This window comes from Methylovulum miyakonense HT12 (genome assembly GCF_000384075.1).
Taxonomy (GTDB): domain Bacteria; phylum Pseudomonadota; class Gammaproteobacteria; order Methylococcales; family Methylomonadaceae; genus Methylovulum; species Methylovulum miyakonense.
This window is the reverse complement of the sequence record NZ_KB913025.1, coordinates 3,762,626-3,785,008: the sequence shown is the minus strand read 5'-3', so window position 1 is coordinate 3,785,008 and position 22,383 is coordinate 3,762,626. Positions and strand designations below refer to the sequence as shown.

Genomic DNA, 22,383 nt, shown 5'->3' with positions numbered 1-22,383 from the left:
GCACCCTATTAATGTAGCCTTAATGGCTGTTATTGAATAGTACGCACAAATATTGTATATAGTGTCTTATTTGATACTAATGGACGCAAAAATGCGTAAACAGCGCCACCCAGCCTATACCAATTGTCCTGTTGAAGCGGCCCTTGACCTCATTGGCGGTAAATGGAAAGCGATCATCTTGTTCCGTGTCTTGGAAGAAACCCGCCGTTTTAACGAACTACGAAGGCTGATGCCAGGTTTGACCCAACGCATGTTGACCAATCAATTGCGGGAACTGGAAAGTGATGGCTTGATAAACCGTAAGGTTTACGCCGAAGTCCCGCCCAAAGTTGAGTACTCAATGACGGAATTCGGTAAAACCTTAAGCCCGGTTTTATTTGCTTTAAAAGAATGGTCCGAGGTTCAAATGTTGCCACGCATGAACCAAGCCACTGAAATATTAGATGATTCTTGAGCGATGGCGGGATTTTATCGCCTAATGCGCCCCCTGCTGGCAACCAAGCCGGTCTGGAAATAATCAATGGATGCCCTTCGGGCTGTAACAATGAACTGTTAGATGATTTAAAAGAGTATTCAGCGACTGATTTTGATTGGCTTAGTAGCTCAGGCCTTTATGGCCTGTGGGTTACATCCCACAACCTCAAATTAATAACAAACCACAAAACCGTGGAGATAAGGAAAAAACATGATACCAATGGTAAACCTCAAGGCCCAATACACTGAAATTAAAGACGAAGTCGAACAGGGCTTGGCGCAAACGATAGAAAACTGCTCGTTTATCTTAGGCCCGAACGTGCAGGCGTTTGAGCAGGAATGCGCCGCGTATTTGGGCGTGAAACACGCGCTGGGCGTAGCTTCTGGCACGGACGCGCTGCATTTGGCCTTGTTGGCGGAAGGCATAGGGAAGGGCGATGAAGTCATCACCACGGCGTTTACCTTTATCGCGACCGCGGAAGCGATCAAATACGTGGGCGCAACGCCGGTGTTTGTCGATATTGACCCGCGCACCTTCAACATCGCCCCTGAAGCGATCCTCAAAGCCATCACCTCACGCACCAAAGCCGTGATGCCCGTGCATTTGTTCGGCCAGCCTGCCGATATGGCGCAAATTGTGGAAATTTGCCAAGAACACGACCTAAAATTGATTGAAGATTGCTGCCAATCCTTTGGCGCCAGCGTCAACGGCAAACAAACCGGAGCCATCGGAGATTCAGCAGGGTTTAGCTTTTTCCCTAGCAAAAACTTGGGCGCATTTGGCGATGGTGGCTTGGTCGTCACCCATTCCGACAGCACAGCGGCAAAACTAAAACAACTGCGCAACCACGGCTCCAATGTCCGTTATTACCATGACATCATCGGCTACAACAGCCGCTTGGATGAAATGCAGGCGGTGATCTTGCGGGCGAAACTCAAACGCCTGGAGCAATATAACGAGGGCCGCCGCCGCGCCGCGCACCTTTATTCCAAGCTGATGGCGGATCTGCCGCTTACCACGCCCTTCGAAGACGGTTTGGGGGTGCATGTTTACCATCAATACACATTGTTATCCGAACGCCGCGACGAAATCATGCAAGCCCTGCAAGCCAAGCAAATCGGCTGTGCGGTGTATTACCCAGTGCCGCTACATCAGCAAATTGCCTTTAAGGAAGAGTGCGAAGGCATGTCGTTGCCAGTAACCGAATCCGTCGCCGCCAACTGCTTCTCCCTACCGATTTGTCCATTTTTAAAAGACGAAGAAATTCACGAAATTGTTGATGTCATTAAAAGCGTCTTTTAGTGGTTTTAGATTGGGGTAAACCCAAAAAATGTAGGGTGGGCAATGCTTTTCTGCCCACCATTTGCCATGACAAGGTGGGCAGAAAAGCGTTGCCCACCCTACCATAAGCGTACAAAAGCCCTCCATGTCAAAACCCTTAACCGTAATGTTCAGTGCCGGTGAATCGTCCGGTGACCAACACGCCGCCAATCTGTTTCTGGAGCTGAAAAAACAACTGCCAGACCTTCAGGGCATTGGCATGGGCGGCACAAAAATGGCGGAAGCGGGTGTCGATATCCGTTATGACTCGGCGGCTATCGCGGTTATCGGCGTGGTGGAAGTCATTAAGCATTACGGAGAAATCCGTCGCGCCTTGGCCTTGATGCAAAACCTCATCGCCAGCGAGCGGCCTGATTTGCTGGTGTGCGTCGATTACAAAGAATTCAACTTCAAACTGGCGAAGTTTGCCAAACAGCAAGGCATCAAAGTCCTGTTTTACGTCAGCCCGCAAGTCTGGGCCTGGCGGGCAGGGCGGGTGAAGCAATATGGCAAAGTCATCGACATGATGGCGGTGATTTTCCCGTTTGAAACCGCGTATTACGAAGCTGAAAACGTGCCCGTGCGTTATGTCGGGCATCCGTCGGTCGATAAGGTCAAACCGCAACGCAGCAAAACCGAGGATTTGCTGGCCTTTGGATTAACGGAAGGCAAGCCCATTGTCGGCTTGTTACCAGGCAGCCGCGCCAATGAAATCAAACGCCTGTTGCCTGTCATGCTACTAGCCGCCGAGCAATTGCACAAACTTGTGCCTGGCCTGCAATTTATCCTGCCGCAAGCCGATGCCATCTCGGATGCCTTGCTAAACAGCCACTTATCACAAACTACGGTCAACGTGACCGTCATCAAACACCAGCCCTACGATGTCATCCAATGCTGTGATGCGGTCATGACCACCTCCGGCACGGCAACCCTGGAAATCGTCTTGCTGGGCGTGCCGATGCTGATTTGCTACAAACTCGCCGCCATCACCTATTGGCTAGGCCGCTGGCTGGTCAAAACCCCGTTCATCGGCTTACCGAACATTGTCGCCGGCAAGCTAATCATCAAAGAATTCATCCAACACGAAGCCAATCCCGAAAATCTAGCCACCGAAATGCTGAAAATGTTGACCGATGGGCAATATGCCGGACAAATGCGTAAGGATTTGGCGGATGTTAAAGCGGAACTGGGGCAGGGCGGTGCGTCAAGGAATATGGCGGATTTGGTTGTGGGGATGCTTTTAGGTGACTGACCCCATTATGATTGACCACAAGCAAGCCCATCAAGACGGCTACGCCTTGCTGCGTGGGGCGATCCCGACCGGATGGTTGGATGAGCTTCGTGCTGCGTTCGATGCGGGCGTGATGCCTTCGGATCAATGGCCCGTGCCGCGTGGGGCGGACTGGCGCCATTCGTTGTTAGACCTCGACCCGAACGTGCAGGCCGTGTGCCGCCTGCCGGAGCTGCTGGCCGTGGTCGGCGGGCTGATTGGCGAACGGTTCTTCCTCTCGCAAGTGGAAGGGCGCGAGCCCTTGGCGGGCGGCGGCTACCAGAACCTGCACCGCGACCTGTCGGCCCAACGGCCAGGCGATACGGTGAATGCCATCGCCTATTTCGACGATTATGGCTACGAGAACGGCGCGACCCGTATCGTCCCCGGCAGCCACCGCCCTACACAGGATGAACCGCCGTTTGACTTCAATGACGAGTCCCGGTCGGTGCAGCTCTCAGGCTCCGCTGGCGACATCCTGGTGTTCGATGCCGATCTGGTGCATGCGGGCAGCTTGAACCCGACTGGCGCGCGCCGCCGCTCCATCCTGATCGGCTATTTCGCCGGGCCGCTCTACGCTACACATCTCGAAACGGTGAGTCTCCGCAACATCCGAATGGATAAGGTTGGCTGGTTTGATCCGCCGGGGCTTGTCTTTGGCGAGTGACAGCGGGCAAGGTGGGAATAATCCCGTATTGCGCTACCGCTCCATACGGGTCACGTCTGGAAGGCGGGGTTGTTTGGAAGAAAATTGGTAGTGCTTGCCCAGGCAATGATCCAGCCATTTTTGCAAAAAGTAATTCAGCCGCCATTTGTAATTCATGATGTCGCGGCTTTTGCGGGGATCGGGGAAAACCCGCGCCACCCGCGCCCTGGCATGGTCGCTTAACACTTCCGCTAGCCGCGCATCCAAGTACACGCGGATAATCACCGCCGGGGCCATGAGTTCGTTGGTGTTGTTGCTAAAACAATGGCTGAGTTCGACGGTTTTGGTGTACGGCGTTTCTTCTATCACTTCCAGATACAGCGTGGTTTGCGAAGCCGCCAACCCTATCGCCGCTTCTTTGATATCCGACAGATCAGGAATCAGGCGCAGCAATTTCTGGAAGTTGGATTCGCAAATTTGCTCCAGGCAATACGAGGTGTTGACGGGCAGGAAGACGCTCATGGCCTGTCAGTTTTCATGGTAACAGGCATACGCGCTGGCGGTTTCCCACAGCGCTACCTGGGCGACGTTGAAGCCGGATTGTTTGAGGTATTGGTAGAGCATTTTGCTCAATACTTCGGCGGTGGGGTGTTCATCCAAGGCCATAAAGCGTTCGTTCTGGGCCGTTAGCATCGGGATGATGGGGTCGTCTTTGTGCAGCAAAAAATTATGGTCCAGGTTTTCATCAATGTATTTTTCCACGCAATCGCGGATGTCGGCAAAATCACAGACCATGCCCTGCCCGTCCAAGGTTTCCTGCTGGATGGTGATTGACGCTTTGACACTATGCCCATGCAAATGGCGGCATTTTCCGGCATGGTTCATTAGGCGGTGCCCGTAGCAAAAATAAACTTCTTTGGTAATGCTGTACATAAAATCTGACAAATCGGCGGGGGGTAAAGAGGGAGGCAGTTTACTATAATTCGTCGCCTTTGCGGGTATGATTTACTTATCCACGCCACGAAGGGCGTGTAAAACTGTTAATTTTTATCTTTCCGTCTTGAGGTTCCCATGCCTGAAAAACTAACGCCCAGCGCCGTTATTGCCGCCGAACAGCCCGCACGCAGCAAACCTTCGGTATATCCTGAACCGTTCGCGTCGCGGATGGCGGGCAGGGAGAAACAGCCGCTGGGCGATGTCTTCGGCCTGAGCAACTTTGGTGTCAACCTCACGCGTTTGGCCCCTAATGCGGTTTCGGCATTGCGCCATGCCCACAGCAAACAAGACGAATTTGTCTATATCCTCCAAGGCCAACCGACACTGCACACCGACGAGGGCCGGACTTTGCTATCGCCCGGCATGTGCGCAGGTTTTAAGGCGGGTACAGGCAACGGGCATTGCCTAATCAATGAAACGGACGAAGACGTTGTCTACCTTGAAGTCGGCGACAGGACGCCAGGGGACGAAGGCAGTTATCCCGATGACGACCTCAAGGCCTTGCTTGTTGAAGGGGTTTGGCGGTTTTTCCACAAAGACGGCATACCCTATCCGTGACCGAAGGCCTTTAGTTGCAATGGCATGGCAACGGGCCTTCCTTGATGGGCGGCTAGCCACGCCAGCAAAAAATTACAATTTATGTTTAGAATAAATCGCCAATTTTCTATAAAATCTACGGTTTACCTTTAATTCGTCATAGCGCATCTTCATGGATTTAAAATTTCTCGATTTCGAACAACCTATCGCTGAATTGGAAGCGAAAATCACCGAACTCCGCAATGTGGAATTCGACAACAGCATCAATATTTCTGATGCCATCAAACAATTGGAAGATCGAAGCCGCTCGCTGACCGAAACCATTTTTGCCGAACTGTCCGATTGGCAAATTTCCCAGCTTTCCCGCCATCCAGGCCGTCCGTATACGCTGGATTATATCGGGCTGATGATGACTGATTTCCACGAATTGCATGGGGATAGGGCGTATGCCGACGACCCTGCCATCATTTGTGGTTTGGCGCGGCTGGATGACCAACCCGTCGTCATCATTGGCCACCAAAAAGGCCGTGACACCAAAGAAAAAATTTACCGCAATTTTGGCATGCCACGCCCTGAAGGCTACCGTAAGGCCTTACGCATCATGAAAATGGCGGAACGTTTCCAACTGCCGATTATCTGCCTGATTGACACCCCGGGCGCATACCCGGGCATCGGCGCGGAAGAACGCGGGCAAAGCGAGGCGATTGCCAGAAATTTGTTTGAAATGGCGAAACTGAAAACCCAGATTATCTGCACCGTGATAGGCGAAGGCGGTTCTGGCGGCGCATTGGCGATAGGCGTGGGCGACCGTTTGATCATGATGGAATACAGCACGTATTCAGTGATTTCCCCCGAAGGTTGCGCGTCAATTTTGTGGAAAAGCGCCGAAAAATCACAATTGGCGGCGGAAGCGATGGGCATCACCTCCGACCGTATCCGTGAACAAGGCTTTTTGGATGAAGTCGTCCGCGAACCTTTAGGTGGCGGCCATCGTGATTTCGTCACTACGGCAAAGAATTTGAAAGAAACCTTGTTGCGTCATTTGGCTGAATTGAAACAGCAATCTTTGGATGACCTGCTGGCAAGCCGTTACCAACGGATTATGAATTTTGGGGTGTTTACGGAATAATCACTAAGATGGCAAATTGCGCTAGATGACCATGTGCCGACCTATAGAACTAGAAACCGGGCGTTTGTGCTTGCGGCAATGGCAGCCCAATGACCGCGCACCCTTCGCCGCCCTAAATGCAGACCAGCGGGTCATGGAATATTTTCCCAGCCCGCTTGACCATGCGGCTAGTGATGCTATGGCTGAGCGTTGCCAATTGCTAATTCACGAACGTGGCTGGGGGTTTTGGGCCGTTGAAACGAAGGCAAACCGCCAGTTTATTGGGTGCGTCGGTTTGCATATACCGAGTGCCGAATTGCCTTTTTCGCCGTGTGTCGAAGTCGGTTGGCGGCTGGCTTATCCATTTTGGGGCAAAGGTTATGCGACTGAAGCGGGGAAAGCGGCTTTGGAAGTTGGTTTTGGGCGGCTAATGTTTGCAGAGATTGTTTCTTTTACGGCGGTGGGCAATACCAAATCTCGTGCGGTCATGGAGCGGTTGGGTATGAACGGGGACAGCGCAATTTTTGAGCATCCGGATGTGCCGTTGGGGCATCCGCTGCGCCCACACTGCCTGTACCGTTTATCACGCAACCAGTGGCTGGCACAAGATGGCCAGGCACGGCCGGAAGAGTAGTGCGGGTTTTACTGTTCGAATACATTTCCGGCGGCGGTTTCAACCAACAGGAACTGCCGCCTTCATTAGCCAAGGAAGGCTGTTTGATGTTGCAGGCCTTGCTGGATAATTTTGCCCAACTGCCGGCTATCGAGCTAAGCGTCATGCTCGATTACCGCTTGCTAGGCCAGCTCAATACCTCGGCGGTAAAACAACTCATCATCGTCAATCCCGATACCCGTGTTGAGGCCGAATTCGCCCGGCACATTACCAATGCCGATGCCGTCTGGCCGACCGCGCCGGAATTTGACGGCATTTTGCAACAACTCTGTGGGCTAGTGGCAAAGCAAAACAAAGTCTTGCTAACCTCTCCTGCCGATGCCGTGGCGGTGACAGGCGACAAATACCAAACCTTTCTGCGTCTGCGCCAACACCAAATCCCTACCGTTCCCACGCAACTGGCCGAATACGCCGATTATGCTGAAGGCGAGTGGATAATCAAGCCTAGGGACGGGGCAGGGTGCGGCGATAGCGTCATACTGGCAACGCAACAAGATTTTACCGACCAGCCCCGTAACGACCGCTTTATCATCCAACCACATGTGCAGGGCGATAAAACCAGCTTGTCTTGCTTATTCCAACACGGCAAAGCGTGGCCGTTGTCGGTAAATTTACAAGGCTTTGCTATCATCGGGCAACGCTACCAACTCACCGAAATTGTAGTCAATCATTCAGACGACCACGATAAATACCGTCCGCTAGTTAAGCAACTCGCAGCAGCATTTCCTGAATTATGGGGCTATGTCGGAATTGATTTGATTGAAACCGGATCTGCCGTGCTAGTGCTAGAAATCAATCCGCGCTTGACCACGTCCTTTGCCGCTTTACAAGCCGCTTTGGGTTTAAATATTGCCGACTTGGTGCTGCAATTGCTGGAAGGCGAACCAGCCATTTACCCACGCCAAAATCAATCCATCACTTTGAAAGTCCATTCATGACAACGACTTATAGCCTAGGCTGGGACATCGGCGGGGCGCACTTAAAAGCAGCCGTGATTAATCCTGACGGCATCATCATTGATATTTTCCAGCAGCCTTGCCCTTTGTGGAAAGGCTTGGCAACTTTACACGCGGCGGCCAACGCCGTACTGCAAGCCTTGCCTGACGCACATTACCGCCATGCCATCACCATGACGGGTGAATTGGTGGATTTGTTTGACGGTAGGGATGAGGGGGTCCGGCAAATCATCGCCACCATGGAGAGGTTATTGCTGGATGCCGGCATGTTGGTTTTTGCAGGTAAACACGGCTTATTGCCGCATCATCAAATTACCGCCGCGCATTACCCGGACATTGCCTCGGCCAATTGGCTGGCAAGCGCCGGATTTGCCGCACAAACGGTAGGTGAGGGGATGTTTATCGACATCGGTAGCACCACGACCGATGTGCTGGTGTTGAAAGCCGGCAACGTGCAGGTGCAAGGCTATACCGATTACCAACGCCTCATCAGCAAAGAGTTGGTGTACACGGGCATAGTCAGGACAGCGGTGATGGCGGTGGCGCAAACGGCAACGGATGAAGGCCATGAGATCGGGCTGATGGCGGAATATTTTGCGACGATGGCGGATGTCTACCGCGTCACTGGCGAATTAAACGAAGCCCATGATCAAACTGACACGGCTGACGGTGCGGAAAAAACGCCTCAGGCCAGTGCCAGACGCTTGGCGCGGATGATAGGCTGCGATTTTTATCCCGGACAATTGCCGCGTTGGCAACGGTTTGCCCATAACCTCCGCGGGCAGCAAGTGCAAAAAATCCGCTTGGCCTGTGAACAGTTGTCGGCAAACAGTGGCCTATCAGCAAATGCCCCCATCATCGGCGCAGGCATAGGCCGTTTTTTGGCGCAACAACTCGCCGGGCAATGGGCTAGGCCTTATCTGGATTTTTCACGGCTATGCCAGAGTTCCGCAACAACACCCAATGCCGCCGATTGTGCGCCTGCGGTGGCGGTGGGGTATTTGAACCATCACCTTAAGTAGTAAGGTGGGGTACGGAAAGGTCAGTCTGCCGGGCCATAAACCGTTTTGCAATCCAAACCCTCGCTATCGCAAACCACGTTTTTCTTCCACGTTTTCGTTTCGGTAGCGCCCAGGCTTATTTCATCATCGCCGTAACCTTTATTCGGGATCAGCCTTAAGGTGTTGCTCTCTAAAACCATTTGGAAATGCTTCAGTGTGGTCATGCCAATCAGCACTTCTTCCAGGGTAAAGTTAATATCCGCTTCCGTATCTTTTAATACCGCGTTACCCAGCTTCATTTCCTTGATCCTGGATTTTTGGCCAACAGCAAGGCCATTGGCCGTTTCCACTTGATTTAATTCACCTAGAGGCAGGTTAGCGAGTTTTGCCAATTTCAAGGGTACGGTTGTGATTGATGCGCCCGTATCAATCACATACGGCATACTGACCCCGTTGATCAAAACCTTGCCCCGAAAATGCCCACGGCCATCCCCGTGGATCACAATAGTGCCGTCGGCTAACTCGCTGTCATCAGCTTGCGGTTCTTGGGTTATTTGCGGCAGCGAAGCTATATATTCTTGGGGATAAGCCGTGTCTTGCGGTTCCGATGGCTCAAGCCCGGTGTCCACAGGTGGATCGGTTGGCACGGTTTGTTGCAAAACCATAGGTTGGGGCTGGTCTTGTTGATTTTGCGGATAGTGCGGGTTGAAATGCATGTAAACCCACACGGCAAGGAATGAGCCTACGACGTAGCCCATAAATTTTAACCATAGATTCATAACATTGCCTTGGGTGTAGGTTAATTTAAGTTTTAATTTAAAAGACTTATTGAGGTTCTGCAAGTTTAAACCTATTTGCAATACCTTTTGCTTTTTGCCACCACTATACCCATCAAATCTAAACGTTACGAAATGCCCTAGCTATTGTTACAATAATAAAAACAATCTATATCAATCAGACATTTCCCCATTATGGCTACATTAACCTTTGACACCCATGAATTCGTCACCGAATTGAAACAAGCGGGTTTGACGGAAATACAAGCTGAAGCCATCACTAAGCTGCACCAACAAGCCACCAATGCCGTTGTCGAGTTTGTCAAACATGAACACAGCTTAGAAACCTTGGTCACCAACAAGGATTTGGATGCCCGTATCAAGGAAACCGAACTAAAAATAGAACTGGTGCGTTCTGAATTGAGGCGGGATATTGCTGAAACCAAAGCCGAACTAATCCGCTGGGTGGTGGGCGTGGGCATATTGCAGATAACCATCATCACGGCATTGCTCCTTAAACTGATTGGCAAACTTTAATCACACACAGCAAGCGGTACCCCGAAAAATCCAATCACACCATACCCAACGCCCACCAGCTCAGGGTCACCTCCCTTTTGACGAGCCGCTACAGCCGTTCAATCAGGTTTAGATTAGGCGAATAGCTGGGCAAAAAGCACAACCCGATGTGCAAACGGGCGGCGGCTCCAGGGCAAGCGCATATAAATAAATTAAACAATCAATAAGTTACGAAATTTTGGGTTTGTCGGCACCAACCCAGCATCAAGACAAGAGTGCTGGAACGGGTTTGTAACCCGTTCCGTAACGTTTTTAGTGTCTATTAGGTGGCTCAAAACGTTAAGGATGGGGTTTCAAACCCCATCCCGCATTCATCTATACGACGTTAAAATATAAGTCATTGATATTTTATTCATTTTATATGCGCTTGCCCTGGCGGCGGCCCCCCCCATCTTTAAGTATCTTGTTTAATGGTGCGTAGGCTATGGGGTATTGCAGGACTATACCCGGAACTGTAAAGTTTTCAGATGGCATAATCTGGGCTGCCCCCTACAGACACATGTCTATATTTCATTGAATTTGTGGTGATTTTTACAGTTACGCATAGCTTGGCCAGCTAAAAAACTGAAAACTTGAGCGTTTAAAGCATATCTATTCACTGACCCGTGAGGAAACCACCATGCCCAGAAAGCAAAATCCAGTTAATGCGCCCATCAAGCAGATTATGCAGTGTTGGCGCAGTTGGCTAGACCACAATGTTTACGATCTTGCCAGGCAATTGCGCTGGAGCTATCTGCCGCCGTTAATGATCTATTTTGCGGCGGGCGTATCTGGGGTCACCGCGATTGTCAGCACTTTTTTCGTCAAGGAATATCTGGGCTTGTCCGCCGAATTTCTGGCGACGCTGAGCTTTTGGGTGATGTTGCCTTGGACGCTAAAAATGCCCCTAGGCCATTTGGTGGATTTGCTGTGGCGGTATAAGTCCGTATTGGTTTACGTGGGCGCCGCGCTGATCGCCGCCAGTTTGCTGATTATGGCTAACTTGCTGGCAGACTTAGACTATATGGCGCAACTGATGCCCGCCGAACAGTGGTTTGTTTTGGCTTCGCTATTAGCGCCTATCGGGTATGTCATGCAGGACATCGTCGCCGATGCGATGACCGTGGAGGCGATAGCGCGTTTTGACGGCCACGAAAACCCCATTCCCCCACCACAAATCCTGCTCGCGCACACGACCATGCAATCCTTAGGGCGGGTGGCGATTATCAGCGGCACGCTCATAGACGCCCTCGCCAATGTCTATTTGTTCAATGGCGTAGAGGCGATGGATACGGCGGCAAAGGCGGACGTTTATCTCAGCATTTACCATTGGGCATTGTGGATTCCGATCATCTCAATTTTCGGTGTCCTGCTGGCGTCTTGGTTGCGCTCGCAAGAAGAATGGCGGCTGGCGGCGTTGGGTTATGAATTCGAAGATATGGAACGCCTGTTAGGACGGTCCATGACGGAATTGCCGGAAATCAATTGGTGGTTATTGGGCGGCGGGCTTGGCTTTACCTTGTTTTCGGTGGTGATGGGCTTGGCGGATTTGCCTTATAACGAAGTGATTGTTTTTGTCGGCTCCCTAACCATCGTATTGTTCCTGATGTGGCATTTGACTAAAGAGCTAGCCGTGCCGGAAAGGAAACAGTTGTTTGGTACGGCCTTGGTGATTTTCGCCTTCCGTGCGGTTCCTACCACGGGGGCTGGCGAAACTTGGTGGATGATCGACGTGCTCCGCTTCGACCAGCAGTTTCTGTCCCAATTATCGTTGACTGCCAGCGCCCTGACTTTGCTCGGCATTTTTCTGTTCCGCCGCTTCATGGCGGAGCGTCCGATCACCTATATCATCGCCACGTTGACCGTCGCCTTGACGGTGCTTTATTTACCGAACATCGCCTTATTCTATGGCCTGCATGAATGGACCCAGGCGCATACCGGCGGTGTTGTGGATGCCCGTTTCATTGCCTTGGTCGACACGGCAATGGAATCGCCGCTTGGGCAGGTCGCTATGATCCCTATGTTGGCATGGATTGCCAATTCAGCCCCGGCAAGGCTCAAGGCGACTTATTTTGCGGTCATGGCGGCTTTCGTCAATCTGGCCTTATCGCTGTCACAATTGCTGACCAAAATGCTCAACCAGTGGTTTGTCATCACCCGTGAAGTGAAGGATGCGACAGGCGCTGTGACCGTGCCGGCCGATTACAGCGACTTGGGCGGGCTATTGTTCTGTGTCATGTTGCTGGGCTTGGCTTTACCGTTGTTGGCTATCCTGGTCAGCAAACGTGCTTTTTTATCCAAGTAATACCCCCACTGCCATTAAGTTAATGAATAAATGTTAATATTCATGGTGTTACGATTGTATTTTTGCGGTGCATATCAATTGTAGGTCGGGTTAGCGTCAGCGTAACCCGACATTTAGGTGCTGATGCGTCGGGTTACGCTATCGCTTTTATGCCCTTTGGGTAAACCCGACCTACAAATTCGTTCGTAACCAATTGTTTTATTTTGATTAAAACCATTAACTTAATGGCAGTGAAGTAATGCCCCCCCCCCCGACCGTAATGTCGCGTATGCCCGGTACGATTTAATGATGGCCAATACAAATTGGCCATCGCGTTTCCTTCCCGCAACATTACGGCCAGTGCTTTCCAAATGTTAGGCCCATGATAGGCAACCGAACCCGATGCCTAATGGTTCCATAGCCATGCAGGTATAGGTTAAGGTTTTAGTCGAATCAGCTTGATAAATAACAAACTTTTCTTTTCATGCGCTTGTATAAAAATGCTGTTCAAGCATTCCGGAAAGGTCTCGAATTGACAAACAATGAAGTTGGTTTTGCTAAATGTCCTGGTTTTCCAGCAAGCAATTGAACCTTTGCGGCGTTGCTAGGATTAACAAGCCAGCTAACGGGACGCGCCGCCTGTTGGCGATCTTGAAATTTTGTTATCAAGGTTAGGTGGCTTCGTTCAAGTCTTATCAGAGCCCCCTTACCGAAACCTTAGGCCTTGGTCACCGGAACGGGCGCCGCGTCGTCAAGTGATGGGCAATCAGTCCACGGCGGGTTAGCCGCTGGGGATGATAGCCGGAGGCCTTGCATATAAGCCCTCAACCTGCGCATAAAGTGCGCAAGGAAAACATTATGAAAAACTGCAATGCACCAGAGAATCAGGCCACGCGTGGCATCCTGCCCATCGCGGGCGCCATGGCCCTAGTCTTGGCTTTCGCGGCCTCACACCCACAACCCGCCCACGCCGGACGAGTCACACCGCCACCCGTGCCTACCGACATCCAGGTGCCAGCCGGGAACACCGCGTTCCTAGAAGGCCACGCGGTTGGAACCCAGAACTACGTCTGCTTACCGTGTCCGAACCCGATCACACCTACGGCGGTTTGCCCGGCCTCCGGCTTCGCCTTCACGCTCTTTACACCGCAGGCCACGCTGTCCGCTGACAACAATAGGCAAATCATAACCCACTTTTTTAGCCCTAACCCGGCCGAAAAGGGCACAATTCGCGCTGCATGGCAGGACTCACGGGACACGAGCACCGTTTGGGGCGGGCGGGCGACCGCCTCGTCCGACCCGGACTTTGTCGCACAAGATGCCATCCCCTGGCTCCTGCTTCCGGTGGCCGGAACCAAAAAAGGCCCGACCGGTGGCCGCTCGCTGACCGCGGTCACATTCATCCAGCGGTTGAACACCTCTGGAGGGGCCGCACCGTCAACGGGCTGTGATGCGTTAACAGATGTCGGCACGAGGGCTTTCGTGCCTTACACGGCCGACTACTTTTTTTACAAGAAGACCCCCAGAGGCTACCCGGACTACGGCTACGACTAGGGTATTACCAAAGGGTTTTGCAAGAGCCGGACGGCACACCCGTCCGGTTCGCTTTTTAGACGTACTTCGCTTTCCAGGCCAGGCTCCGGGAAATTGAAATGGACAGGTCTTGAGGCAAAGTAAAAAATTTATCCGTAGTTTCTATCATTGCGCGTAGGCTTGCTTCAACTGTTCGATGTCGATTTTCGTCATTTTCAGCATAGCCTGCATGGCTCTTGCGGATTTTACCGGATCGGGGCCGGCCAATAATTCAATGAGGATGTCGGGCACAATCTGCCAGGTCACGCCGAATTTGTCATCCAGCCAAGCGCATTGATGTTCTTTCCCGCCTTCTGATAGTTTCTCCCAGTAATAGTCGACCTCGGCTTGCGTTTCGCAATGCACGACAAACGAAGTGGCGGGCGAGAACTTGTAAATAGGCCCGCCGTTAAGGGCGGTGAACACTTGCCCATCCAGCTCGAAAGTTGCCGTCATCACCGTGCCCTTAGGCGCGGGCGCGCCATCGCCATAGCGGCTGATGCCTAAGATTTTCGAGTTCTTAAAAATGGACACGTAAAAATTCATGGCCTCTTCGGCCTGATCATTGAACCACAAAAAGGGGGTGATTTTTGGCATAGTGGTTTACTCCGAAGGGTGTAAATGGTCGTATAGCGTGAACCGTGGTCGGCGGGCCTTGATAGGGTGCCCGCCACCTGTTTTGCCAGACCGGGAAGGAGGGTTTGGGCATCCGGCCTACAAGCCTGCAAGCAACTCGGCAAGCTGGTCTGTGGCCTTAGACCAGCCCTCATGAAAGCCCATTTCTTCGTGGGTTTTCCGGTCGGCCGCACTCCAATGCCGGACACGGGCGGTGTATCGGGTTTTTCCGCCGTCATCCTCAAAGGTGATGATGGCGGTCATAAAGGGTTTTTCGGACGGTTCCCAGGCTTTCGTATAGGCATCGGTGAACACTAAACGCTCATTCTTGACCACCTCAAGATAGACCCCGCTGTTCGGGAAGTCCTGGCCTTCCGGGCTACGCATGACGATCCTATTGCCGCCACCCGGCCTGACATCAAGTTCGGCGGAGGCGACTGTCCATGGCTTGGGCGTGAACCACTGTTTGAGCAGTTCCGGTTCTGTCCAGGCCCTAAACACGTTTTCCGGTGGTGCGTCGATCAGGCGGGCCAACACCAGTTCCCGCGATTCGGCAGGTTCATTTACGGTATCCATTTTTTTCTCCCGGATTAATTTAAAAACGTATCCCCACGGTTCATCTTGGCTAGAATGGCCTTTACTCTTTTTCGGTGACGGTTTTCAATGCCGCCAAACGCTCTTCAAATTTTTCACCGGCCATTTTGTCCATGCTGAACATCAGCCCCATTAACGTAAAGCTAAGGGGCTTGCCTTTCACGGAAGATTAGCTAAGCCGGAACATAACGAATTCCAAGACCGCCACGAAAAGGCGCATCCCGCTTGAGCGTAATGTTAGGCTGCAAAATCCGCTTCCTCATACTCTGGACGAATTTCAATGTCAGAGTCTTCTAGCATTGGATTCGGACAGCGCTTAACCCATTCGACGGCCTCATCCACTGATTTGACCTGCCAAAACCAGTAACCAGCAATTTGATCTTCCGGTTCGGGGAATGGGCCGTCGATTACCGTGCGCTGTGAGCCGGAGAACCTGACGCGCTTCCCCAGCGAAGTGGGCTTTAAACCACCGCAGCCCAGCATAATGCCGGCCTTTATTAGCTCCTCATTGTACTTACCCATTGCCGCAAGTATTTCGGAGCTCGGATCAAAACCTTGTTTTTCGCTGTTCTTGCTTGCCTTAACAATAACCATGCATTTCATTGAAATTTCTCCTTTTTTTAAGTAAACCCGTAGGATGTTTGAAGTTAAAGCGCTACCTTATTCTTTGGTAACTCGTTGTCATGAATAACTGCCATTCCCTGTCTTCGCCCAGCAGGTACGAATTCAACAAACGCTGACCGGCATTTTTGACCTCAATGACGTCCCTCTGTTTGACTAATTTGCCGTCACTCGCGCAGCACGGGCTTTCGGTATTGAGCGTGAGCACATTTTTCTGGGCGTCCAGCGAGCCGTCGTATACCCAGAGATGGCCCATCATCGAACCGATCCAAGAGCCTACAAACCGTTGTTGGCGCGAGTCATAGCCTAATGTCATCAACATGGCCGCCATGCCGCCGGGCATTTCACTGCGGCCATCGCACAGCACCCAAAAACCGCCCAGCGTGCGCACGCTTTCTGAGCCCTTGAATTTTTCAGGCGGCTTGCCGGGTTCCATCATGCATTCGCATTCATAGGCCCATTCGCCCACCCACTGCTGTAGCCATTCGTGCTCTTTCTGCGGTCTGTTATCCATGGCTAACCCTTATCTGTCTTATGCTTAAACAACCGGTAATCCCGGCAGTTCGATCAATGGCCTGACTTCAACCACGCCCTTGCGCGCCATCGGAATGTTGGCGGCGATGCTTATGGCGGCGTCGAGATTCTGGGTGTCGACCAGAAAGTAGCCGCCCAATTGCTCACGGGTTTCCGCGAACGGGCCGTCGGTCACAAAGCGTTTGCCTTCGCGCACCCGGACGCTGGTCGCCATCGCGGTGGGTTGTAACGGGCTGGCGGCCAGAAACTGGCCTTCCGCTTTGAGCTGGTGGATGAGCCGGGTGGATTCCTGGTAACAGGCTTCCCGCTCGTCTTCACCCAGAGCTTGTTCTTCATGGTAAATCAACAACATGTATTTCATAACCGTCTCCGCTCGTGCATTGTTAGGCTTGGCAGGCCGTGCCTGGCTCCATGTAAAAAAATTCCCAGATGTGGCCGTCCAAATCCTGAAAGCCATGCCCGTACATGAAACCGTGATCTTGCGGCCCGTTATAAAGCGTTCCGCCAGCGGCGACGGCTCTACGCACCATGTCATCGACAGCCTCCCGGTTTTCGGAAGACAAGGCGACCAGCACTTCCGAGCTTTGCGTCGCATCGCAAAGGGTTTTGGGAGTGAAGGATTGGAACATAGCCTCGGTCAACAGCATGACAAAGCTGTTATCGCTAACGATCAGGCAGGCGGCGTTCCCGTTAGTCAATTGCGGATTGAAGGCAAAACCGAGCCGAGTAAAGAATTCAACGGATTGGCTGAGATTCTTTACCGGCAGATTCACGAAGATTTGTCTGGACATGGCGGTTCCTCAATTGGCTTTGGGCAAGTAAGTGATGACGCTGATCATCGCGCCTTGTGGGTCTTGCAGCACGCTGAAGCGTCCGACGTCAGGGATGTCGTGCGGGGGCATGAGCACTTTGCCGCCCATCTCCACGGCCAGCTTGGCGGTGGCTTCCACGTCGTCCACGGTGACGTACACGCCCCAGCAGGGCGGCTCCCCCTCAACCGCAGGCGGTATCGCCATGATGCCGCCCATCTTTTCGCCGCCGGACTTCACCAAGGTATAGTCCAGGCCAGTGATAGGCGCGGGTTCCAAGGCCCAGTTGAAGAGCTTGCCATAAAAGTGCTTGGCGGATCCGGTGTCGGTGGTCAGCAGTTCGCACCAGCTGAAGGCACCGTGAACTTGGCAGTTGTTACCCATAGTTTCTCCTAATGGTTTGTTGGCAGTAAATCTAACAAAAATGCGTGTGAGGGTCCCGTCTGTGCGGGCGCCCGCCATCCGTGATTGGGCGCCTGCCGCCGAGCTTGGCTAACCGTTACAACCCGCCTGTGCCGCGAAGAACGCTTCCATCCGGCCTTGCAGTTCGCCCGGAGCCACCTCTTCAATATGCGTGGCGATCAGCCAGTGATGGCCAAACGGGTCAGCCACGCCGCCCATGCGGTCGCCCCAGAATTGGTCGGTGGGCGGCATGGTTTCGGTAGCCCCGGCTTTGATGGCGGCGGCAAAGACGGCGTCGGTGTCGCTGACATAAAGATGCAGTTTGACTGGCGTGCCGCCCAGCGTTTTCGGGGAAACATCGCTGCACTGGGGATTTTCGTCCGAAATCATAAAAACTGAATCGCCGATTTTGAATTCGGCATGGGCGATTGCCCCGCCAGGCGCGTCGAGGCGGAACAGCTCAACAGCGGCGAAGGCCTGTTTATAGAACTCCAGCGCCTCGGCCGCGCCTTGGACGACCAGGTACGGGGTGACTGTGTGGAAGCCGTCTGGGATGGGTTTGATGGTTGTGGTCATGATTGTGCTCCTGTTTAGCGTTAAGTGGATGTAAAAGGTGCTTGCACCCTTGGTCGAATGGCGGCTGCCGGAATCGACAGGCCGCCGGATTTTTTATTGGCGGGCGGCCAATGTTGGCGAGTTGCTATGGTAAGTCAGCCTTCCTGACAGCGTGGTGTCAGTAGTGTTTGGGCGGGTGGATTTTTAACGTTAGCCTTGCCAACGCCGGACATCAGGCTTCGGCAAAACCGAGCGCCTGCAATGTCTGTTCGTCCTCGGCGACCGGCCGCACTTCAACGCAGCCATGCTTTGCCCCGGGTATGCGCGAGGCGATCTGGATCGCCTCGTTCAAATCCCTGGCCTCAATCAGGTAGTAGCCGCCGAACTGTTCCTTGGTTTCTGCGAAGGGCCCGTCAGTGGCCGAGACCTTGCCGCCCCGTACCCGCACCGTAACGGCGGCGCTGGGTGGTAGCAGCCGGTTGCAGCCCAGGTAATGGCCGCCTTCCTTGAGGTTTTTGGTGAATTCCGCGTATTCCTTAAAATGGTGTTCGGCAACGTCGTTGTCCATTTGCTCCATGACGGTTTCGGCGCAAATCAGGCATAGGTATTTCATGGTTTATCTCCGGTTGGGTGTGGAAAAAGGGTTTCCGCCTTATAGTCGATTGGAGCATGGCCCATTCGACAGGCACATTGCCAAATGCGGAAAATGTTCACGGAATTACCTGGCGCACACGGTCTGGGCATTCCGGTTTTCCAATAGCCACCCTACGCTGTAGATGCCCGTAATCATCGGGATAATGGCGGTGTAACGGCCCGGAAAATAGTATTTCCCGGTGACGGCAATATGAGGGTTCGCCATGCTGGCGATGGCGTACGCCTTTAATGACGGCGGCGATCGTGGGCGGGGGTGGCCGGATAGCTGGCGATGCTGTAGTAAAAAATTAGGGGGCAGGGCGCTGGATACCAAGATTGCCGACAAAGGCCTGTAGCGCCATGCCAATTTCAGTGGGGGAATCTTCCTGAAGATAATGTATGCCTTTGACAGCCACTTCCCGCTGGTTCGGCCAGGTACGGCAAAATTCAAGCGCCCGTCCGGTCAACAGTGCCCCCGGCCCGGCGCTGATCAGCAGTTTCGGGAGAGTGCTCGTGGACAACCATTGCCCGTAACATTCGACAATCCCGGCGACATCCGCCGGTTCGCCGTCAATCGGCAGTTCGCGCGGCCAGGCCAGGGTGGGCAAGCGTGACTCCGGCGTTGTGAACGGCGTGCGATAGGCCGCCATGTCCTGTTCCGATAAGGTGCGGAGTATGCTCTTAGGCAGCACGGTTTCGACGAAAAAATTGTCATGCAGCACCATTTCCACGCCTTTCTCCGAACGCAAGGCACGGAACATCGCCTCGCGGCCAGGGGGGAAGTCGTCCCATGTCCTAGGTTGTACTAAAGCTTCCATGTAAGCGATGGCGCGGATTTGCCCAGGATGGCGGTAGGCGCGGTAAAAGCCCAAGGCCGATCCCCAGTCATGCAACACCAAAACGACGTTTTCAGTCAGGCCCAAGGCCTCGAACCAGGCATCCAGATAACGCGCATGATCCAGGAAACGGTAAGCCCCGGTAGGGGATGGGCCGGATTGGCCCATCCCCGCCAAATCCGGGGCAAGGCAACGGTTCTGTTGGCTGAGGAAGGGTATGATGTTGCGCCAAAGGTAGGATGAGGTCGGGTTGCCATGCAAAAACACGATGGGCTCGCCTGATCCGGCATCGACATAGCTGAGCTCGGTGTCGAGCACCACTAGTCGTTGGCGTGGGAGGGTATCGGTAGGGGATATTTGCGGTTCGGACATGTCAAGGCTCCTTTCAAGTGGGTTTTGGGTTAACCAGGCGGCGTGGTCTGAAGGTTGCCATAGTGCCCAGGCAGCTAACGGCAACATTAAACCGCCTGGGCTTAATGCGTCGAAATCTGGATGCGGTTCCATAAATTGATCATCGCGACCGTCGAGGTCAGCACTCCAATTTGCGCATCGCTGAAATGCTCGCGCAGCCAGATACGCAGGGCCGTATAATCGGTGTCCTTTTGCAAAGTGGTCAAGGCCTCGGCCCACGCCAAGGCCGCCTGTTCGGCGGGTGAGTAGGCGTCGCTGCGCTCCCAGACCACCAGCTGGTCCAGCCTGGCGTTGCTTTCGCCATCGGTGCGGGCTTCGCCCGTGTGCATCTGGACGCAATAAGCGCACTGGTTGATTTGGGACGCCCGCAGTTGGACGAGGTGGTGGAGCTTGCGGTCAAGCAGGCCGGTGGCGTCCATCACGGCATGGACTTCTGCTAGCGCCCCGAAAATTTCCGGGATGACCTGTTGGTAATTCACTGCATCGCTGATATTCATAGTGGGCCTCTTAGTTCACATCGCTGTTTTGCCCGCTGATAACCGGGTGTGCGGTTAGAATAAGCCAGACAGCGATACCCCAAAAGAGCCACCCTTTAGGAAAACCATGGAACCACTTTTTGATTTGGCAATCGCCTTGCCCGAAAAAGGGGAGGGCGACCTGCTCCGCGCCCTGCACCGGCAACTTAGGGCGGCCATCCTCGATGGCCGCTTGCAGCCGGGGTTGCGCCTGCCGGCAACGCGCCCGCTGGCGGCGGGATTGGGAATTTCGCGCAACACCGTCGTGGCGGCCTACGATTTGTTGCTAAGCGAAGGTTACCTGCGGGTCCGTCCGGGAGCCGGAACCTATGTGGCCACTATTTCCCCGTTATCGCCCGGGGGCAAACCGCCGGGCAGCGGCATTTTGCCTGATACGCGTTTAAACGAATTCTGGCGCGATCCGCAGCCCGTTTTTTCGACGACGCGGCTTGATGTGCTGCCTTATGATTTTCGGATGGGATTGCCCGATAAGGCCGCATTCCCCTTCCCGGTCTGGCGGCGCTTGTCGGCCAGGGCCTTACGGGCGTTATCGAAAGCCCCCGCCGCTTATGCCGAACCGGAAGGGCGGGAAGCGTTGCGGGCGGCGATCACCCGGCATGTGTCTTACGCCCGGGCGGTGGCCTGTCTGGCGGAAAATGTGGTGGTGACGGCAGGGGCGCAGCAGGCGTTTGATTTGTTGGCCAGGATACTGGTGACGCCGGGGCAAACCTTGGTCGCCGTCGAGGAACCCGGCTATCCGCCCGTGCGCTCCACCTTTGCCGCCGCCGGGGCCAAAATCGTCGGCATTCCGGTCGACGGCGAAGGCATGGTCATTGACCGCTTGCCGGATACTACCCGGATCATCTACGTCACGCCCTCGCACCAATGCCCGCTGGGCGTGACGCTGTCGGCGGGGCGACGTGCCGCCTTGCTAGACTTTGCGCAGGCCCGTGACGCCGTCGTGATAGAAGACGATTACGACGGCGAATTCCGCTTCAATGGCCGCCCGCTTGACGCCTTGCAAACCCTGGACCGCAACGGGTCGGTGTTTTATGTCGGCACGTTTTCCAAGAGCCTGTTCCCGGCCTTGCGGCTAGGCTTTGTGGTCGCGCCGCCCTGGGCGCGGCAGGCATTGGTTGCGGCCAAGGCTTACAGCGATTGGCATAGCGCGGTGCTCCCCCAGGACACCTTGGCCGCGTTCATCGGCGAGGGGCACTTGGCCCGCCATGTCCGTAAAATGCACAAAATCTACGGCGACCGCCGCGCCACCCTACAACAAGCCATAGCCCGGCATTGTGGCGGCCGGTTGCGCGTGATCGGCACCGACGCCGGTTTGCATCTTGCCGCAGAACTGGGCGTAGCTATACCCGCGGCTGGACTGGCGGAAAAATTGGCCGCCGAGGGTATCCGGCTGCAGCCGTTAGACCGTTATGCCGCCGAAAAACCGGCGGCGGTAAACGCCTTGGTGTTAGGCTACGGCATGATCCCTGCGGGCCGGATCGACGAAGCCGTCCACCAGCTGGCGAGGACGATGGACGGAATGGTTTAGGCTGCTTATTGCCCTTTGCGGCCACTAACGTTTAATCAATTTCAATGACTGTGATGTTAGTCTTAGCAGTCCTTCATAGGTGAATCACAAACTGTTTTCAGTTTGTCGAATTTGACTGACGCTCATCGGAAACTTTGTAT

Annotated in this window: 28 protein-coding genes; 13 read left to right on the top strand and 15 right to left on the bottom strand. The window is 53.7% G+C overall.

Translation table 11 applies throughout. The annotated features are described in order from the left end of the window. Nucleotides 1–91 precede the first annotated feature (91 nt). The 4 genes from METMI_RS0118595 (at nt 92) to METMI_RS0118580 (ending at nt 3,732) form a co-directional block, all read left to right on the top strand. Nucleotides 92–454, top strand: a complete 363-nt coding sequence (locus METMI_RS0118595; protein ID WP_019867812.1) for a winged helix-turn-helix transcriptional regulator — start codon at nt 92–94, stop codon at nt 452–454. 231 nt (nt 455–685) lie between these two features. Then, complete coding sequence (locus METMI_RS0118590; protein WP_019867811.1) at nt 686–1,777, top strand: DegT/DnrJ/EryC1/StrS family aminotransferase; 1,092 nt, start codon at nt 686–688, stop codon at nt 1,775–1,777. Nucleotides 1,778–1,901: 124 nt separating this feature from the next. Next, complete coding sequence (gene lpxB, locus METMI_RS0118585; RefSeq protein ID WP_040572805.1) at nt 1,902–3,047, top strand: lipid-A-disaccharide synthase; 1,146 nt, start codon at nt 1,902–1,904, stop codon at nt 3,045–3,047. 7 nt (nt 3,048–3,054) lie between these two features. Next, nucleotides 3,055–3,732 (top strand): phytanoyl-CoA dioxygenase family protein, encoded by a 678-nt coding sequence (locus METMI_RS0118580; RefSeq protein WP_019867809.1) that lies wholly within the window; start codon nt 3,055–3,057, stop codon nt 3,730–3,732. Between the two features lie 33 nt (nt 3,733–3,765). Here the strand turns inward: METMI_RS0118580 and METMI_RS0118575 are convergent, their stop codons facing one another. Both METMI_RS0118575 and METMI_RS0118570 read right to left on the bottom strand, forming a co-directional pair. After that, on the bottom strand, nt 3,766–4,233 hold the full coding sequence (locus METMI_RS0118575; protein WP_019867808.1) for a DUF1249 domain-containing protein: 468 nt from the start codon (nt 4,231–4,233) through the stop codon (nt 3,766–3,768). Between the two features lie 6 nt (nt 4,234–4,239). Continuing rightward, nucleotides 4,240–4,644, bottom strand: a complete 405-nt coding sequence (locus METMI_RS0118570; protein ID WP_019867807.1) for a 6-pyruvoyl trahydropterin synthase family protein — start codon at nt 4,642–4,644, stop codon at nt 4,240–4,242. Nucleotides 4,645–4,782: 138 nt separating this feature from the next. On the opposite strand from METMI_RS0118570, the gene METMI_RS0118565 reads away from it, so the two are divergent. From METMI_RS0118565 to METMI_RS0118545, 5 genes are all read left to right on the top strand, one after another. Then, entirely contained in the window at nt 4,783–5,265 is a 483-nt protein-coding gene (locus METMI_RS0118565; protein ID WP_019867806.1) for a cupin domain-containing protein, read from the top strand. 151 nt (nt 5,266–5,416) lie between these two features. Next, nucleotides 5,417–6,373: an acetyl-CoA carboxylase carboxyl transferase subunit alpha gene (gene accA, locus METMI_RS0118560; RefSeq protein ID WP_019867805.1), complete on the top strand. Its 957-nt coding sequence runs from the start codon at nt 5,417–5,419 to the stop codon at nt 6,371–6,373. 31 nt (nt 6,374–6,404) lie between these two features. Continuing rightward, the gene (locus METMI_RS0118555) at nt 6,405–6,986 is read left to right on the top strand and encodes a GNAT family N-acetyltransferase (protein WP_029151795.1); all 582 of its coding nucleotides are present in this window, start codon (nt 6,405–6,407) and stop codon (nt 6,984–6,986) included. Continuing rightward, nucleotides 6,986–7,963 (top strand): ATP-grasp domain-containing protein, encoded by a 978-nt coding sequence (locus tag METMI_RS0118550; protein WP_019867803.1) that lies wholly within the window; start codon nt 6,986–6,988, stop codon nt 7,961–7,963. The genes METMI_RS0118555 and METMI_RS0118550 overlap by 1 nt, the downstream gene beginning before the upstream one ends. Then, complete coding sequence (locus METMI_RS0118545) at nt 7,960–9,003, top strand: hydantoinase/oxoprolinase family protein (RefSeq protein ID WP_019867802.1); 1,044 nt, start codon at nt 7,960–7,962, stop codon at nt 9,001–9,003. The genes METMI_RS0118550 and METMI_RS0118545 overlap by 4 nt, the downstream gene beginning before the upstream one ends. A 20-nt stretch (nt 9,004–9,023) precedes the next feature. Here the strand turns inward: METMI_RS0118545 and METMI_RS25725 are convergent, their stop codons facing one another. Continuing rightward, on the bottom strand, nt 9,024–9,761 hold the full coding sequence (locus METMI_RS25725) for a retropepsin-like aspartic protease family protein (RefSeq protein WP_156829894.1): 738 nt from the start codon (nt 9,759–9,761) through the stop codon (nt 9,024–9,026). A gap of 192 nt (nt 9,762–9,953) precedes the next feature. Between METMI_RS25725 and METMI_RS0118535 the strand changes: the two genes are divergently transcribed. From METMI_RS0118535 to METMI_RS25720, 3 genes are all read left to right on the top strand, one after another. Beyond that, entirely contained in the window at nt 9,954–10,295 is a 342-nt protein-coding gene (locus METMI_RS0118535; RefSeq protein WP_019867800.1) for a CCDC90 family protein, read from the top strand. A 658-nt stretch (nt 10,296–10,953) separates the two neighbouring features. Next, complete coding sequence (locus METMI_RS0118530; RefSeq protein WP_019867799.1) at nt 10,954–12,618, top strand: MFS transporter; 1,665 nt, start codon at nt 10,954–10,956, stop codon at nt 12,616–12,618. An 837-nt stretch (nt 12,619–13,455) separates the two neighbouring features. Next, nucleotides 13,456–14,151, top strand: a complete 696-nt coding sequence (locus METMI_RS25720; RefSeq protein ID WP_019867797.1) for a DUF3455 domain-containing protein — start codon at nt 13,456–13,458, stop codon at nt 14,149–14,151. A 144-nt stretch (nt 14,152–14,295) separates the two neighbouring features. Here METMI_RS25720 and METMI_RS0118515 read toward each other — a convergent pair whose 3' ends face one another. From METMI_RS0118515 to METMI_RS0118450, 12 genes are all read right to left on the bottom strand, one after another. Further along, entirely contained in the window at nt 14,296–14,766 is a 471-nt protein-coding gene (locus METMI_RS0118515) for a VOC family protein (RefSeq protein WP_019867796.1), read from the bottom strand. A 117-nt stretch (nt 14,767–14,883) separates the two neighbouring features. Beyond that, nucleotides 14,884–15,360 (bottom strand): SRPBCC family protein, encoded by a 477-nt coding sequence (locus tag METMI_RS0118510; RefSeq protein WP_019867795.1) that lies wholly within the window; start codon nt 15,358–15,360, stop codon nt 14,884–14,886. A 255-nt stretch (nt 15,361–15,615) separates the two neighbouring features. Continuing rightward, nucleotides 15,616–15,981 (bottom strand): YciI family protein, encoded by a 366-nt coding sequence (locus tag METMI_RS24570; protein WP_019867793.1) that lies wholly within the window; start codon nt 15,979–15,981, stop codon nt 15,616–15,618. Between the two features lie 52 nt (nt 15,982–16,033). Next, on the bottom strand, nt 16,034–16,513 hold the full coding sequence (locus METMI_RS0118495) for a DUF1579 domain-containing protein (protein WP_019867792.1): 480 nt from the start codon (nt 16,511–16,513) through the stop codon (nt 16,034–16,036). A gap of 24 nt (nt 16,514–16,537) precedes the next feature. Beyond that, nucleotides 16,538–16,894, bottom strand: a complete 357-nt coding sequence (locus METMI_RS0118490) for a YciI family protein (protein ID WP_019867791.1) — start codon at nt 16,892–16,894, stop codon at nt 16,538–16,540. A gap of 22 nt (nt 16,895–16,916) precedes the next feature. Beyond that, complete coding sequence (locus METMI_RS0118485) at nt 16,917–17,324, bottom strand: VOC family protein (RefSeq protein WP_019867790.1); 408 nt, start codon at nt 17,322–17,324, stop codon at nt 16,917–16,919. Nucleotides 17,325–17,333: 9 nt separating this feature from the next. Further along, nucleotides 17,334–17,726 (bottom strand): VOC family protein, encoded by a 393-nt coding sequence (locus METMI_RS0118480; RefSeq protein ID WP_019867789.1) that lies wholly within the window; start codon nt 17,724–17,726, stop codon nt 17,334–17,336. 108 nt (nt 17,727–17,834) lie between these two features. After that, nucleotides 17,835–18,320, bottom strand: a complete 486-nt coding sequence (locus tag METMI_RS0118475) for a VOC family protein (protein WP_019867788.1) — start codon at nt 18,318–18,320, stop codon at nt 17,835–17,837. Between the two features lie 211 nt (nt 18,321–18,531). Continuing rightward, nucleotides 18,532–18,912: a YciI family protein gene (locus METMI_RS0118465; RefSeq protein ID WP_019867786.1), complete on the bottom strand. Its 381-nt coding sequence runs from the start codon at nt 18,910–18,912 to the stop codon at nt 18,532–18,534. Between the two features lie 105 nt (nt 18,913–19,017). Beyond that, the gene (locus METMI_RS27150) at nt 19,018–19,158 is read right to left on the bottom strand and encodes a hypothetical protein (protein ID WP_019867785.1); all 141 of its coding nucleotides are present in this window, start codon (nt 19,156–19,158) and stop codon (nt 19,018–19,020) included. Nucleotides 19,159–19,240: 82 nt separating this feature from the next. Next, nucleotides 19,241–20,140, bottom strand: a complete 900-nt coding sequence (locus METMI_RS0118455; protein ID WP_029151794.1) for a haloalkane dehalogenase — start codon at nt 20,138–20,140, stop codon at nt 19,241–19,243. Between the two features lie 101 nt (nt 20,141–20,241). Further along, the gene (locus METMI_RS0118450; protein WP_019867783.1) at nt 20,242–20,676 is read right to left on the bottom strand and encodes a carboxymuconolactone decarboxylase family protein; all 435 of its coding nucleotides are present in this window, start codon (nt 20,674–20,676) and stop codon (nt 20,242–20,244) included. A gap of 106 nt (nt 20,677–20,782) precedes the next feature. Between METMI_RS0118450 and pdxR the strand changes: the two genes are divergently transcribed. Next, on the top strand, nt 20,783–22,243 hold the full coding sequence (pdxR, locus tag METMI_RS0118445) for a MocR-like pyridoxine biosynthesis transcription factor PdxR (RefSeq protein WP_019867782.1): 1,461 nt from the start codon (nt 20,783–20,785) through the stop codon (nt 22,241–22,243). Nucleotides 22,244–22,383 lie beyond the last annotated feature (140 nt).

Excerpts from the sequence above, each read along its gene's own strand:
- METMI_RS0118595 (WP_019867812.1), top strand. The coding sequence starts at position 92 with ATGCGTAAACAGCGCCACCCAGCCTATACCAATTGTCCTGTTGAAGCG.
- METMI_RS0118565 (WP_019867806.1), top strand. The coding sequence starts at position 4,783 with ATGCCTGAAAAACTAACGCCCAGCGCCGTTATTGCCGCCGAACAGCCC.
- METMI_RS0118480 (WP_019867789.1), bottom strand. The coding sequence starts at position 17,726 with ATGGGTAACAACTGCCAAGTTCACGGTGCCTTCAGCTGGTGCGAACTG.
- METMI_RS0118490 (WP_019867791.1), bottom strand. The coding sequence starts at position 16,894 with ATGAAATACATGTTGTTGATTTACCATGAAGAACAAGCTCTGGGTGAA.
- METMI_RS0118465 (WP_019867786.1), bottom strand. The coding sequence starts at position 18,912 with ATGAAATACCTATGCCTGATTTGCGCCGAAACCGTCATGGAGCAAATG.
- METMI_RS25720 (WP_019867797.1), top strand. The coding sequence starts at position 13,456 with ATGAAAAACTGCAATGCACCAGAGAATCAGGCCACGCGTGGCATCCTG.
- METMI_RS0118495 (WP_019867792.1), bottom strand. The coding sequence starts at position 16,513 with ATGGATAACAGACCGCAGAAAGAGCACGAATGGCTACAGCAGTGGGTG.
- accA (WP_019867805.1), top strand. The coding sequence starts at position 5,417 with ATGGATTTAAAATTTCTCGATTTCGAACAACCTATCGCTGAATTGGAA.
- METMI_RS0118555 (WP_029151795.1), top strand. The coding sequence starts at position 6,405 with ATGTGCCGACCTATAGAACTAGAAACCGGGCGTTTGTGCTTGCGGCAA.
- METMI_RS0118510 (WP_019867795.1), bottom strand. The coding sequence starts at position 15,360 with ATGGATACCGTAAATGAACCTGCCGAATCGCGGGAACTGGTGTTGGCC.
- METMI_RS0118485 (WP_019867790.1), bottom strand. The coding sequence starts at position 17,324 with ATGTCCAGACAAATCTTCGTGAATCTGCCGGTAAAGAATCTCAGCCAA.
- METMI_RS0118455 (WP_029151794.1), bottom strand. The coding sequence starts at position 20,140 with ATGTCCGAACCGCAAATATCCCCTACCGATACCCTCCCACGCCAACGA.
- METMI_RS0118535 (WP_019867800.1), top strand. The coding sequence starts at position 9,954 with ATGGCTACATTAACCTTTGACACCCATGAATTCGTCACCGAATTGAAA.
- lpxB (WP_040572805.1), top strand. The coding sequence starts at position 1,902 with ATGTCAAAACCCTTAACCGTAATGTTCAGTGCCGGTGAATCGTCCGGT.
- METMI_RS27150 (WP_019867785.1), bottom strand. The coding sequence starts at position 19,158 with ATGGCGAACCCTCATATTGCCGTCACCGGGAAATACTATTTTCCGGGC.
- METMI_RS0118575 (WP_019867808.1), bottom strand. The coding sequence starts at position 4,233 with ATGAGCGTCTTCCTGCCCGTCAACACCTCGTATTGCCTGGAGCAAATT.
- METMI_RS0118545 (WP_019867802.1), top strand. The coding sequence starts at position 7,960 with ATGACAACGACTTATAGCCTAGGCTGGGACATCGGCGGGGCGCACTTA.
- METMI_RS0118570 (WP_019867807.1), bottom strand. The coding sequence starts at position 4,644 with ATGTACAGCATTACCAAAGAAGTTTATTTTTGCTACGGGCACCGCCTA.
- METMI_RS24570 (WP_019867793.1), bottom strand. The coding sequence starts at position 15,981 with ATGAAATGCATGGTTATTGTTAAGGCAAGCAAGAACAGCGAAAAACAA.
- METMI_RS0118590 (WP_019867811.1), top strand. The coding sequence starts at position 686 with ATGATACCAATGGTAAACCTCAAGGCCCAATACACTGAAATTAAAGAC.
- METMI_RS0118580 (WP_019867809.1), top strand. The coding sequence starts at position 3,055 with ATGATTGACCACAAGCAAGCCCATCAAGACGGCTACGCCTTGCTGCGT.
- METMI_RS0118515 (WP_019867796.1), bottom strand. The coding sequence starts at position 14,766 with ATGCCAAAAATCACCCCCTTTTTGTGGTTCAATGATCAGGCCGAAGAG.
- METMI_RS25725 (WP_156829894.1), bottom strand. The coding sequence starts at position 9,761 with ATGAATCTATGGTTAAAATTTATGGGCTACGTCGTAGGCTCATTCCTT.
- METMI_RS0118530 (WP_019867799.1), top strand. The coding sequence starts at position 10,954 with ATGCCCAGAAAGCAAAATCCAGTTAATGCGCCCATCAAGCAGATTATG.
- METMI_RS0118475 (WP_019867788.1), bottom strand. The coding sequence starts at position 18,320 with ATGACCACAACCATCAAACCCATCCCAGACGGCTTCCACACAGTCACC.
- pdxR (WP_019867782.1), top strand. The coding sequence starts at position 20,783 with ATGGAACCACTTTTTGATTTGGCAATCGCCTTGCCCGAAAAAGGGGAG.
- METMI_RS0118450 (WP_019867783.1), bottom strand. The coding sequence starts at position 20,676 with ATGAATATCAGCGATGCAGTGAATTACCAACAGGTCATCCCGGAAATT.